The organism is Streptomyces sp. Alt3 (genome assembly GCF_030719215.1).
In the GTDB taxonomy this organism is placed as follows: Bacteria; Actinomycetota; Actinomycetes; order Streptomycetales; family Streptomycetaceae; genus Streptomyces; species Streptomyces glycanivorans.
Genome location: NZ_CP120984.1, coordinates 246,784 through 259,777 on the forward strand (window position 1 = coordinate 246,784; position 12,994 = coordinate 259,777).

10 protein-coding genes and 1 pseudogene are annotated in these 12,994 nt (G+C 65.4%); 7 read left to right on the forward strand and 4 right to left on the reverse strand.

Going from position 1 to position 12,994, the window contains the following annotated elements:
* Positions 1–110: 110 nt before the first annotated feature.
* Entirely contained in the window at positions 111–380 is a 270-nt protein-coding gene (locus P8A20_RS38340; RefSeq protein WP_306105439.1) for a hypothetical protein, read from the forward strand.
* 533 nt (positions 381–913) lie between these two features.
* Here P8A20_RS38340 and P8A20_RS38345 read toward each other — a convergent pair.
* Together P8A20_RS38345 and P8A20_RS38350 are read right to left on the reverse strand one after the other, a co-directional pair.
* Positions 914–1,366 (reverse strand): hypothetical protein, encoded by a 453-nt coding sequence (locus tag P8A20_RS38345; protein WP_306105440.1) that lies wholly within the window; start codon positions 1,364–1,366, stop codon positions 914–916.
* Between the two features lie 125 nt (positions 1,367–1,491).
* Positions 1,492–2,916, reverse strand: a complete 1,425-nt coding sequence (locus P8A20_RS38350) for a competence protein CoiA family protein (RefSeq protein ID WP_306105441.1) — start codon at positions 2,914–2,916, stop codon at positions 1,492–1,494.
* A 334-nt stretch (positions 2,917–3,250) separates the two neighbouring features.
* Between P8A20_RS38350 and P8A20_RS38355 the strand changes: the two genes are divergently transcribed.
* The 3 genes from P8A20_RS38355 to P8A20_RS38365 all read left to right on the forward strand — a co-directional run bounded on the left by P8A20_RS38355 (position 3,251) and on the right by P8A20_RS38365 (position 6,064).
* On the forward strand, positions 3,251–4,405 hold the full coding sequence (locus tag P8A20_RS38355; RefSeq protein ID WP_306105442.1) for a hypothetical protein: 1,155 nt from the start codon (positions 3,251–3,253) through the stop codon (positions 4,403–4,405).
* Positions 4,406–4,432: 27 nt separating this feature from the next.
* Positions 4,433–5,368 carry a hypothetical protein gene (locus P8A20_RS38360; protein ID WP_306105443.1) on the forward strand — a complete coding sequence of 312 codons (936 nt, stop codon included), beginning with the start codon at positions 4,433–4,435 and terminating at the stop codon, positions 5,366–5,368.
* A gap of 396 nt (positions 5,369–5,764) precedes the next feature.
* A complete protein-coding gene (locus P8A20_RS38365; RefSeq protein ID WP_306105444.1) occupies positions 5,765–6,064 on the forward strand; it encodes a transposase in 300 nt (99 codons plus the stop codon).
* An 11-nt stretch (positions 6,065–6,075) separates the two neighbouring features.
* Here P8A20_RS38365 and P8A20_RS38370 read toward each other — a convergent pair whose 3' ends face one another.
* Positions 6,076–7,767 (reverse strand): ISAzo13 family transposase, encoded by a 1,692-nt coding sequence (locus P8A20_RS38370; protein ID WP_445978187.1) that lies wholly within the window; start codon positions 7,765–7,767, stop codon positions 6,076–6,078.
* 63 nt (positions 7,768–7,830) lie between these two features.
* Between P8A20_RS38370 and P8A20_RS38375 the strand changes: the two are divergent.
* Together P8A20_RS38375 and P8A20_RS38380 are read left to right on the forward strand one after the other, a co-directional pair.
* Positions 7,831–8,736 (forward strand): annotated as a pseudogene (locus P8A20_RS38375) (IS3 family transposase); the annotation flags it as partial.
* Positions 8,737–8,789: 53 nt separating this feature from the next.
* Complete coding sequence (locus P8A20_RS38380; protein WP_306105445.1) at positions 8,790–9,416, forward strand: hypothetical protein; 627 nt, start codon at positions 8,790–8,792, stop codon at positions 9,414–9,416.
* A 356-nt stretch (positions 9,417–9,772) separates the two neighbouring features.
* Here the strand turns inward: P8A20_RS38380 and P8A20_RS38385 are convergent, their stop codons facing one another.
* Positions 9,773–9,979, reverse strand: coding sequence for a hypothetical protein (locus tag P8A20_RS38385; protein WP_306105446.1), 207 nt, complete (start codon positions 9,977–9,979; stop codon positions 9,773–9,775).
* A 77-nt stretch (positions 9,980–10,056) separates the two neighbouring features.
* Here P8A20_RS38385 and P8A20_RS38390 point away from each other — a divergent pair, with 77 nt between their 5' ends.
* Entirely contained in the window at positions 10,057–12,855 is a 2,799-nt protein-coding gene (locus tag P8A20_RS38390; RefSeq protein WP_306105447.1) for an SEL1-like repeat protein, read from the forward strand.
* The last annotated feature ends 139 nt before the right edge of the window (positions 12,856–12,994 follow it).

Genomic DNA, 12,994 nt, shown 5'->3' on the forward strand with positions numbered 1-12,994 from the left:
CAGGTCCTCGACATGAGTCCGATGTCGGAACCGAAATCGACCGTGAGACAGCCCAGGTGGGTTCTTCCTAGTCTGCCGCGCCACGGTTCGCGAGCCCATAACCTGTGGCCATGCCGAAGGAGACACCGGAAGCGAAGCGGGCCCGGAAGGCTGCGGCGAAGGCTGCGGCCCGCGAGCGTGCGGCCCGCATCATGGCGGGTTTGGTGGAGCCGCCTCGGCTGCCACAGCCGGAGCGCTCGTCGTGGGTGAAGGTGGTGCAGGCGCAGCCCGAGAAGCCTGCGCGGGCGCTGATCCCGCCGAAGAACACACCGCTGCCCGAACGCGACCGCGAGCAGTACGCCGACAACGCCCCCGTGGGGTGGGTCAAGCCAAATGCATAGGTCGCCCCCTGCCGCGCCAGGTACTCATTCCGGCCGGCGGCGGCAGCCGATTCCGGCGCCGCTGAACCGACCACAAGAGGGAACACATGAGTAGCAGATGGCCATGGGCCGTTCTGGGCGTAGCCGTAGTAGTCGGTCACCTCGTCGTAAACGCAAGGCCGCGTGCCGCTGGCGAGTCGGACGAGGCGGTCCTCAGCAGATTTCGAGACGACCCGGGCAGCTTCGGCACCCACTGGAACAGCGGCTCCGGCGGGTACCGGAGCTGCGGCCACAATGCGTGCAGCAAGAAGGCGAAGAATTTCATCACGAGTCACGACTGCTGTGGTCGGTGCCGGGTCGCGGACAACCGGGACTGCGCGAGCAAAGCGATGCGCGACTACGAGGGGCCGGGCGGCTTCCACCACGACTTCCACGTCGGGATCATGCAGCCTGGCGTATGTACGGTCTGCGGTGAACCGCAGGAAGCGCACTGACTCGCAGCGATTCCAGCGGATCACACATCCACTGACGGTGACTTGGAGCCCGCTGTGTCGTCAGTCGACCAGGGTGAGCCACCACTCGGCGATCTGCGGGTCCATCCGGTAGAGCATTTCGGATTTGCCGCTGTGGGTGTTGTAGCCGCCCTGCCAGTTTTCAATAGGCCACCGTTTTTCGCCGAACAGCTCGCTGGCGAGCCGGCTGAGACGTGCGTGTTCGTTGCGTTGCTGGCGTTCGTCGAGTCCGGAACGCTCGATGAGGGTTGTGAAGGTGACCGTCGTTCCGGCCTGCTCGGCGGTGGTTTGGAAGAGTGCGTGAACTCCGGTGAGGTGACTGGCTCTGCCCCACAGCAGGCCGACTTGCTCCTTGGTCCAGAGACCTTGACGGGGGATGCTTACCGAGGATGCAGTGCCGTCGATCTCGGCTAGCAACCCCGTGAGCTTCTCCTTCACCGCCTCTACGTCGGAGAGTGCGCCGACGACAGCGCTGCGCATTGCCTCTTGATCCATGACCTCTCCAGTGTCGTGTACGACTCCCCACAGGGTGTCGACTCGTGTACGACTCTGTATAGCGTGCGTCGGTTCTCGCTGGCTCAGCGGGGAGCACAAACTTCGGCCTACTCGTCAGCCCACTGTCAGTACATGAAGAGCTGTTCGTGCTCGGGCAGGTCGAAGTGCGTGATGCGTCCTTCGTGCCCTGCCTCTTGCAGCTCCTTCGCCTCCTGGGCGCTGCGGACCAGAGCGTGCTCCTCCCGTGCCCGGGACGAAGCGGCTATCAGGCTTGGGCAGGGGCGCACGATTCCGTACAGGGACCGGCGCCGCTTGCCCTGGGTGTACAGCGGCACCCCGTATGCGTAGGCGGGATCCATCAGCGGGTTGTCGGGGATTGTGATCCAGAGCTTCTCCTCGCGCCAGGCCCGCTCAGTCACGGCGGCGAGGAGTTCCTTCTTCTGCTGTGTCGACAGCCGGCCCCACCACGCGTTCGCCGCTCCCACGGCCTGGCGCTCCCGCTCCTCCCGCTCAGCCTCTTCCCGAGCGTGGCGCTGAGCCTTTTCGGCCTTCTCCCGCTCGCGCTGGGCTTTCTCCTCGGCCCACTTCCGCTCCCACGCTTCCATGCGGATACGGAACTCCTCCGCCTCCTTCTTGGCCCGGCGTTCGGCCTCCTCCGCTCTCTGGATCCGCTCCCTCTCCTCCAGCTCCTTGCGCCGACGCTCCGCCACCTCCTCCCGTTCCCGCTGGCGCGCCTCACGCTCCTCCTTGGCCGCATCCTGGCGCCGCCGCATCGACTCATGCCTCGTCTGCGCGTCGGCCGACTGCAGGGACGTCCACCACCGGCCCCGGCGAAACCGCACCTGCTTGCCGTCCACCACCCGCGGCACGCGCCGGTAGCGCGGATAGCTCTCCACCGACACCACCTGCCCGCCCAGCACCCACCGAACGAACTGCTGCAGCTGCTCCTCGCGGAAGCCCCAGCCGCCGGCGGCGTAGTCGAACCCGGCGAGACCGTCGTCCACCATCCAGCCCCCACCCCGGTCCTCCGGTGCCCGCACCCGCACCGCGGGCACCGCGCTGATCCACTGCGGCGGCTTCTTGTGCGGGGACACCCAGCACACCCGGATGCCCTCACCCCGATAGCGTTCCGTGCGGTACTCGATGTCGTCGTTGGTGATCTGGGACAACTGGGCCTCCCACGCCATGCGCTGGGTGCCGTCAACAGAGGTGGCCATGACGTCCGCGCGCCACGAACCGTCCGCGGCCGCCACCTCGAGCTCCGCGAACCAGCCCGCCTCCCGAATCGCGGCTGCCAGCTCCAGCTTGAGCATGTGGTGCTCCCATGACTCGTTCGACAGCTCGCACGAGGGTGGCCGTCCGGGGTCGTGGCAGAAGAACCGCACTCCGTAGCGGGAGACCTTGGCGTGCAGACCCCACTCACACTGCGGACAGAGGAGCGCAGGGCGGGGGCGGGCTTTGTGGACCTGGGCCCAGTCCAGGTGGTGCCCGAGGTCGGCGAGGGTGGCATCGAGGCGGCCGTAGTCGGCGTGCAGCGCAGTGAAGGGCATGAATCGCATCTCCCTGGCGATCCGGCGTTCTCTGTGGCGTACCTGGCACGACAGGAGATACCAGGGCCCACTGACAAGCGCCCTTGACCTGCGCTTGGAGAGACAGCTGGCTCGGAGCTCACGGAGCCCGCCGGCCCTCCTGCATCAGGGCTCCTCGGCTGCGCCTCGGCGCGGGACGAGCGATGCAGCTTGCTGATCTGGGGGACTTTCCTTGTTGAGGAAAGTCCCCCAGATCGCGAAGCTTGCTGAATCTATCAACTTAACAAGGCCAGGAAAGTTCTAATATTCGGCAAGTTTTTCGATGAGAGCCTACTTGCCATGGCATGCTGAGGGCATGGAGACGAGCGCACACCAGAGGGAGAAGAACCTGCTTGAGCAGGGGTGTACGCATCTGCAGCAGCTGCTCGGACCCGACTGGGAGGTCGCTCTGCGACCTGACCAGCTCCCCGGCGGGGACCACGGCTGGGATGCGATGCTCCAGATCAAGTCCGATGACGGCGTCTACGTCTCGCTACTTGTCGAGGCCCGGCAAAGAGTCACCCCGAAGGACGCTGGCGGAGTCCTGACGTCTATGGCGCATCTCGTACGTCGGGTGAACTCGCACACCCGACTGCTGGTGATCTCTCCGTGGATCAGCCCGCTGGCGCAGGAAGCGCTGCGCGCGAACGGAATCGACTACCTGGACCTGACCGGCAACGTTTCCCTGCGTGTGAGTCGGCCCGCCATTGTCATCCACACCCAGGGCGCTGACCGTGCTCCCGCCGGGCACAGGCCGCCGTCCAGCAAGCCGCTGCTCACCGGCCTCAAGGCCGGCCGACTTGTACGGCTTCTGGCTGACTTTGCTCCGCCCTACCGCGCCTCAGCACTGGCCCACGGGGCCGATTTGAGCCTGCCCTACGTGTCGCGGTTGCTCGACGCCCTGGACGATCAACTGCTGATCAAGCGCGACGGCAGGGACATCGTTTCGGTGGACTGGCAGGGGCTGCTGCGGGCCAGGGCAAACCAGACGGACCTCCTGCGCACCGCCGAGCCGACCGGCATGCTCGCCCCGAACGGCATCAAAGCAGTGCTGCGCAAGCTGGCGAATATGGCCGACGACGGCACTAACAGCATTCGGCGCGAGGTTCTGGTTACCGGCTCCTACGCGGCCAGACCTCTGGCGCCGCTGGCCGTCGGAGGACAGCTCATGCTCTACGTCCAAGAGCATGAGCTCAACGTGGAGGCATGGGCAGATACGCTCGGTCTCATGCCCGTGCCGGAAGGCGCTGACGTGCTGATCCTGCGAGCGAAGGACGACAGCGTGTGGCAGCGGCCGATGCTCGTCGGCGACATGTGGCAGGTCGGGCTGAGCCAGCTTGCAACGGACTGCCTCTCGGGGCCGGGCCGCATGCCGGCCGAGGGCGAGCAAATCCTGGAATTCATGGCCGACCACGAACATGTCTGGCGCAGATCTGATCTTTCACGCCGGGACGAGCCCACCCGCTTCTAGACTTGCGCCACGTCCGGAGGGGGAACGATGTCGCAAGCAGCAGCAGGCACCGATGAAGGCGAACTGAACCAAGCCGCCCGCAAGGTGCTCCTGGACGCGCTCATCGCATTGGAGAACCACCGAGAGGCGCTCACCGTCGTCGGTGCCCAAGCCGTGTACCTCCGCACCATCGAGGCGGCCATCAGCAGCGCCTCCTACACGTCCGACGGCGACATCAGCATCGACCCAGAAGTCCTGGGCGAACAGCCGCTGCTCGAGGAAGCAATGCATGCTGCCGGCTTCACCCTCAAGCTCGACAAGAACGGCAAGCGGCAGGTCGGCCTATGGGAACGCACCGAACAGGTGGGCGAGGTTGAAGTCAGCGTAGAGGTCGATCTCCTCGTCCCCTCGAACCTGGCGCCGGCCTCGAAGAAGAGGCGCAGCACCGAGATGCCGCCACACGACGGCTGGGCCGCCAAGAAGGTCCCCGGCCTCGAGGTGGCAGCCGTGGACCGCTCGCTGATGACCATCTCCAGCCTCACACCGGACGACGACCGCAGCGTGCAAGCGTACGTAGCCGGACCCGCGGCGCTTCTCGTGGCCAAGGCGTACAAGCTGCACGAACGGATCATCGATGCCGAGAAGGGGAGGGCAGACCGGCTATCCGCCAAGGACGCCGGCGACATCTACCGGATCATGTCGAACGTTCCAGCCCGTCAGGTAAGGAGCTCCTTCGCGACGCTCTGCAAAGACCCGCGGGTAGGCACTGTAGCTACCGAAGGACTGCGCCTCCTTCGTCAACTCTTCGGTGCGGCTGCCACACCCGGTACCGAACTAGCCGTCAAAGCAATGGCCGGAGACATCCCAGAAAGCCGCATTCGCGTACTCGTCCCGACTTTTGTTGCTGGCTTGGCGGCGCCTGATACTGGTGCAGTTGCAGGGCCCCACCCTCCCCGGATCGGCCGACAGCCCGCGCCAGAGTAGAAGCACACGTAAGGGCAGACGCACCAGCCCCCTTCACAAGGCTGCTCGGCTTGTGGGCCGAAGAGCGTGCGGTGTCAGTCGTACGCCGGCGAGTTCCAATGAGGGCTCCGCCTACCAGGCCGGCCTACGCAGGCCTCACTCTGGGCGCGGGTGAAAATCGGGATACAAGGTGCCGCTTCTGCGGGACCATGAGCCATGTCGAAAGACCGAATCCCCGTGCCGCCGTACGTTGCCCAATCCCTCCGTCAGATCAACGGATGGATCAGAGATACAGATGAGACCTGCCCCGAAGTGGAGGAAGGCAGCAGCTTGAGCGGCGATGACGGGCCTTGACCCCGGATGTTGGACACACGAGACACTGGATCCTGAGGATCTGAGAACGGACATCTCGTGGTCATGAAGAACTACCCGCCACAGTTCAAGGCGGACGCGGTCGCGCTGTACGAGTCGCGGCCGGAAGCGACGATCAGGTCGGTCGCAGCCGATCTGGGGATCAACCCGGAGACGCTGCGGAGCTGGGTCCGGGCAGCCGGGGTGAGCCGTCCCCGAGGGCGGCGGACACAGGAACCAGGCCTGCCGCCGGCACCGCTGGAGGCGGAGAACGCCGCCTTGCGGAAGAAGGTCCGTGAGCTGGAGGAGGAACGGGAGATCCTGCGCAAAGCGGCGAAGTATTTCGCCGGGGAGACGCGCTGGTGAGGACCCGTAATTTAACTACTGCTTGAGTTGATCTCGTCGTGGTGCTCGATCAGGCGCTTCAAGGCTTCGAGCGTACGGGGAGGGTGGGGCCTGTGGAGGACGAGGACTCTGGCGAGCTCGGGTCCGGCGAAGGCCAGCATCGGTTTGGACCTCCCGGCGTGGTAGCTCAGCACGTTGCGCTTGCGGCCCATCAGTTCGGCCGCGAGAGTCAAGGTGACGGTGTTGCGGCTGCGGAGCACGGCGACCAGGACCCGGTGGCGGTGATCGAGGGTCCCGAAACCGGGGTTACGTCCGCGACCGTCCCTGTCTGCGCTCTGGCGTTCGGCTTCGGTCAAGAGCAGTTGGCACGGTTCGAGCTGGAGCACGAGCTGCTCGAAGTGTTCTCGGGTCATGCCAGTGAGTGCGGGGTGGGTGAGGAGGAAGGTGGCCCCGGCCGGGATCGGAGGGCCCGACTCGGCCCGTGAATCTTCCGGAGGCTGCTGGCCGGGGTTCTGCGGGGCGATGGTGTAGTTCCACTCACCATGAAACTCATCGCGTTCGACGCGTCGCTCGGCGCTCTGGCGTTCGGCTCGGGTGAGCACGCGCCCGGTGGGGTATGCGTTCTCGTCCAGCACGGCCTGGACGGTCAGTCCGGTGCTGGTGCGGGTGGCCGAGATGGTCTCCAGCAGTACCTCGTAGCTGGTCAGCGGCTGCCCGCGCAGGCTGTGGGTGATCCGGGAGAACAGACGATGCTCCACCTTGTTCCATTTTGAAGTACCTGGTGGGAAGTGCATGACGGTGATACTCAGCCCGGACTGGTCGGCGAAGTCGGCCAGGCCCATTTTGAACAGGCGGGAGTCCGCCGAGTTGGCCCCTCCGGCATCGGCGGTGACGAGCAAGCGATCGGTGCTGGGATAATCGAGGCGCCCTTGGACCTTCCACCAGCGGCGCAGGGACTCCACCGCGAAGGCAGCGGTGTTGCGGTCGGTGCCCACATTCACCCAGCCGCTGTCGCGGCCCAGGTCGTAGATGCCGTATGGAATGGCGAACGGGGTGTCGGGGCGGAAGAAGTCGTGATCCGGAGCGGTGATCGGTTGCCCTTTGGGGCGGTAGGTGCGGCCGCGGCGTGCGAAGTCGCCGATCGGTTCCTTCTGCTTCGCATCCACACTCACCACCGGCAGGCCCTGCGACAGGAAACGTTCGGCAGCGGTGTTGATGTGACGGAACTGGGCGTCTCGGTCGGGCACCTGACTGCCGGCCCGCGTCTTGGCCATGCCCTGCAGACTGAAGCCCATCGCACGCAGCAGACCACCGACTACCGGGGCACTGACCGGATGACCAGCAACGGTCAATTCCTGGGACAAGTCCCGCAGCGAGGCGGTGGTCCAGCGCAACGGGCACACTGGATCACCCACCGCACGCGGCTCGATCAGCAACTCGAGAGCCGCCAGCAGACCAGGGTCGCGCTCGGCAGCGGACTTACGCCCGCCGCCCGGTCTACGGATCCGCCCCAACACTGTTGCTCCGAGCGCGAGTTCCGCACGCCCTCGTGCCACAGTCGACTCCGAAACCTCCGCCAGCCTGGCCACGGCCGCGATCCCCCCATGCCCCAGAGCCTCCGCCTCGGAAGCCAGATACAGACGGCGCTGCCGCTCGTCCAGATGCGGCAGCACCACCGCGAACTTCGTATCCAGCACCGTCAGGACTTCATCCGCAATGGCCACAACAGCCCAACTGCATCGAGTCGCGGAGGTATCGGCCAGAAACCGGCAGTAGTTAAATTACGGGTCCTGAACCGCTTCCAGTGTGTCGCCGACCTCCAGCGCCGTCACGGCGTGAAGCGGCTCTGCAGCATCCTCGGTGTCAGCCGCTCGAGCTTCTACTACTGGCGGCGGACGGCTGCGGACCGGGCCGCCCGGCAGGTGGCCGACGCCCGCCTGGCCGCCCGGATACGGGCGGTGCACCAGGAATCGGACGGCACCTACGGAGCCCCGAGGATCACCGCCGAGCTCCGCGAGGAGAACGGTGTCGCGGTCAATCACAAGCGCGTCGCCCGGATCATGCGGGCGTCCGGGATCGAAGGAATCCGGTTGCGCCGCCGGCACCGCACCACTGTCCCCGACCCGGCCGCCGCCAAGGCCCCGGACCTGATCGGCCGCGACTTCACCGCAGGCCAGCCGAACACGAAGTACGTCGGCGACATCACCTACCTGCCCATCGAGGGCGGGAAGTTCTGCTACCTGGCGACCGTCATCGACCTCGCATCACGCCGTCTGGCCGGCTGGGCGATCGCCGACCACATGCGCGCGGACCTCGTCACCGACGCCCTGACCGCAGCGATCCGAACCCGCGGCAGCCTCGCCGGATCGATCATGCACACCGACCACGGAGCCCAGTACACGAGCAAAATCTTCGCCGAAGCCTGCAGGTCAGCAGGGGTGCGGCGAAGCATGAGCGCGGTCGGGTCCAGCGCGGACAACGCACTCGCCGAATCCTTCAACGCGACCTTCAAACGCGAGACCCTGCAAGGACGAAAAAGCTGGCCGACCGAGCGCGAGGCCCGACTCGACGCTTTCCGATGGCTCCACCGCTACAACACCCGACGCCGACACTCCCGCCTCGGACAACGATCACCCATCGCCTTCGAGAACGCCCTCCACCGCACACCAACTACGCTGCCACAAGCCGCATAACCCGTGTTCAGAATTCGGGGTCAAGGCCCGACGCCCGGGTTCCCACGCTTATGGTGTCGAGCGCTGCGTATCAGTGCTTCACGCACGCGGCAGACCACCTGCACGCGGTTCAGGCCCTGCTCTTCGAAGCGAGAGTCATCCACTCCTACGCCCCGTACAGTCTGCTGCGCGCAGCCGTCGAAGCCGCAGGAGAGGCGATCTGGCTGCTGGAACCCGCCAGCCGCGATGAGCGAATACGGCGATGCCTGAAACGGGCCTACGAAAACGTCCGCCAAGGCAAGGACTTCATGGACCTTTCCGGACTCCAGACCTCCGGCCGACCGCACGCCGAACGCGTAGAGGAGATCAGGAGCCTCGCAGTGGAGAACAGACTGGACCCGCACGACATCTGTGGCCGATGGAGCACGCAGCGGCAGCTGGCGTTCGTGGACCAGGTCGCGGGAGACGGAAAGGAGACCCTTGCCCAAAACCTCTGGCAGATTTGCAGCGGCTTCGCACACGGCAGGGAATGGGCCACGCTAGGGGTGCTAGAGCGGAGCGTCGAAAGCCAGGTGGGCAACGTGGTCCAAGTACGTCTCTCCAGCTCCACCGACGTACTCCTCAACATGCTCTACGCAGCGACACAACTGACGGCAAGGGCGAAAGCACTCTACGACGACAGAAGGACGTGCCACCGCTAGTCCATCCGGGGGAGGCACTCAGGAGCTTGGTGTTCCATGTTCACAAGAAACGGACAGCACCGTTGTTCCATCGGTATGCCACAGTCCCTGCCGCTTTGCCAGGACCGGAGATACCAGAACATCCAGTCGATCAACGCTCAGCTGACGCTAACTCAACCGGCCAGCCGTATGCAGCGGTCCGACAATCAATCGCCCTGAGTTCGCGCATGACATGGGCCTGCTGCCCAAGCAGCGGGCCCATGGTGTGTGGAGCGCCCATCATCAGGCGGAAGGTAGCTCTAGCTGGACGGCGAATGTCATCGCTCTCCGGTCTCCCTCCGTACCGCCCCAACATCGAAGGGCTGGCGTCAGCATGATCACCGGCCAGACAAGAAGGGGGCGAGCGCCGCGGTCACAGCGGCGGCAACGGTGAGCACAGCGGCGAAAGCGGCGGCCCCCCGCATGAGGGCGGCGGGGTATGTGGCGCCGTCCAGGCGGGCGAGCTTACTTGCCCCGGCAGCGGTAAGCAGGGCGAGGATGACCACGAGTGCAGCGGTGAACACGACGACGGCCGGCTCCGGCATGACGATCTCCAAGAATTTGGAAGCGTTGACGTGACCGAATGTCCTGGAACCGTTGCTCGCCGTGGTTCGCCCGATCGATGATGAACACCGACGAACACATCGGATACGGGAGCGGCCCGGTGCAGAGCGGCAAGACAGAGCGCAACACGGCACTCACTGCACTGCGGGAGCGGCTGGAGGACGGTCTGGCCAAGGCCCGCCTCACCAAGACGCAGTTGGCCGCCCGGGCCGACTTGGGCCGAACGACGGTCCAGACGGCCTTTCAGCCGAACGGCCCGGTGCCTTCGGCCGCGACAGTGGCGGCCTTGGCCCAAGCGCTGAAACTGTCGAAAAGCGAACTGCTGGAGTTACGCCGGAGCGCCGTCGACGGCAACGGCGGACCGGCAGTCTGGGACAACAGTGACGATGAGGCGCGCGCATGTCCTGGCCGACCAATCAAGCAATGGAACCCGCACGAGTTGGAGGTCCACCCGGCCGGGCCCGCCTTGATCACGCCCGGCTCGAAAGCTGGCACAGGGCGCATCCTTCCCGGCTATGTTTCCCGGGCCCACGACCGAGTTTTGGCTGACGAAGTGCATGCTGCGGGTACCGGCTCCAGTGCACTGGTAATGCTGGTTGGGTCCTCATCGACCGGAAAGACTCGGGCGTGCTGGGAAGCAGTACAGCCACTTGCTGGTCAGGGATGGAGGCTGTGGCATCCCTTCGATCCCACCCGGGCCGAGGCCGCATTCTCTGATCTGATGCGCGTGGGGGCGCGGACGGTGGTCTGGCTCAACGAAGCCCAGCATTACCTTGGTGATGTCGCCCACGGCGAGCGCATCGCAGCCGCCGTGCACCAGTTGCTTACCGATTCCGCCCGTGGACCTGTACTCATTCTGGGTACCTTGTGGCCCGAGTTTGCCGCGCAGCTCACTGCCCAGCCCGCCCCAAGAGCGCCGGATCCGCACAGTCGCGCGAGAGAGCTCCTCGCCGGCCGCACCGTGGTCGTCCCAGAAGCCTTCGACCGCGAGGCTCTCGCGGGGGCAGCCGCCCTTGCCGAGAACGGAGACCGATTGCTGGCCGACGCACTCACCCGTACCAGTACAGACGGGCGAATGACACAGGATCTAGCAGGCGCACCGGAGCTGCTGCGCCGCCACCAGCAGGGCACCCCGGCTGCCCAAGCAATATTGAACACGGCGATGGATGCTCGCCGCCTCGGCGTGGGCCTTCACTTGCCCCAAGCCTTCCTTACAGATGCTGCCACCGACTATCTCGCCGATCTCGATTACGACCAGCTTCCCGAGGACTGGGCGGAGCGTGCCTATGCCGAACTTGCCGAGCCTGTGCATGGCAAACAGGCTCCCCTGCGGCGTACTGGCATCCGGCCGCGGCGTCGGCCACCAGGCGAGCTGGATAGCACAACGGTGGCCACTGCGGCCGCTGGAAGCGGTCCGATATTCCGGCTCGCTGACTACCTGGAACAACATGGCCGGACCAGTCGGCATCTACTCTGCCCACCAGCGTCTTTCTGGCACGCCGCCCACGCCCACCTCATCAGTCCAGACGACCTCAACAGTCTCGCGAATGCTGCTCAGGACCGCCATCGGCTGCAATGGGCCCACCACCTTCGCTACCGCGCCGCAGCCACTGGCAGTACGCACGCCCAGGTCCGGTTAGCCGAGCTGGCGCAGTTCGCCGGGGATCGAGACAGCGCGGAGGCTTATTTTGAGCAGGCAGCTGAGGCTGGCAACACCATCGCCATGGTTCGACTGGCCAAGCTGAGAGAAGCATCGGAGAACCGAGTCGTCGCGACGGTGTTGGAAGAGGCAACCACCGCCGGTGATGCCGCAACAACCGATGTCGAAACGATGATGCAACGCTCGCAGGCACAAGCACGGCAGATGCGTGAGGAGAACGTAGGCGCTGAAGCCTGGTACCAGCGGGCAGCTAATGCTGGTGCTGTAGAAGCGATGATGTGGCTGGCGCGGGCACGGGAGAAACGTGGGGATAGGGAGGGTGCCGAAGCCTTGTACCAGCAAGCTGCTGACAACGGCGATACCAGTGCTCTGGTTAAGCTCGTCGGGCTGCGAGAGCGCCACGGGGACATAGAAGGTACCGGTACGGCTGGATTGCACGAACCAAACGGCCACATGAGCGGGGCCGAAACCCTGTACCAGCACGCTGCTGACAACGGCGACATCGATGCCCTACTCCAATTGGCACGGGCGCGGGAGCGACGAGGGGACAACGTGGGCGCCGCGAGCCTGTACGAGCAGGCAGTCAATGCTGGTGCTGTAGAAGCGATGATGCAGTTGGCGCGGGCACGGGAGAAACGTGGGGATAGGGAGGGTGCCGAAGCCTTGTACCAGCAAGCTGCTGACAACGGCGATACCAGTGCTCTGGTTAAGCTCGTCGGGCTGCGAGAGCGCCACGGGGACCTGGAGGGCGCCGAAGCCTTGGCCCATAACGCTGCCACTAGCAATGACACGGAAGGTTTCATCCTCCTCGCACAGATGCGAGAGGGTAGCGGCGACGAGGACAGTGCCGAGAGCCTCTATCAGGAGGCCGTCAACGCTGGTGACACTGCGGCAATGGTCCAACTTGCGCAACTTTGGGAAAAACGCGGGGATGCCCATAGCGCCGAGAGATTGGTCCAGCGCGCAGCCGACCTCGGCCACACTGCCGCCTTGGTGCAGCTCGCGCATCTACGAGAAGGGCTTGGGGACCTGAGCGGAGCCGATGCTCTATACCTGCAGGCTGCCGACACCGGACGTCCCGTTTACACGGTGAGCCTGAACCGATGGCCTTGGGGTCTTGACCCGGATGGGACTCCCACAGTGCCCTGGGAGCGAGGCCGGCGGCAGCGGACGACAAGTCCGGAGGGCGAGTATTAAGTCCCGGGATGGTGACAATGAGCCTCAGGGCTGCTCCGTGGCTCGGAGACCTTGCGTCCAAGCGCACCGGTGATCGGGCCTTGACCCCGGATGTTGGACACACGAGACACTGGATCCTGAGGATCTGAGAACGGACATC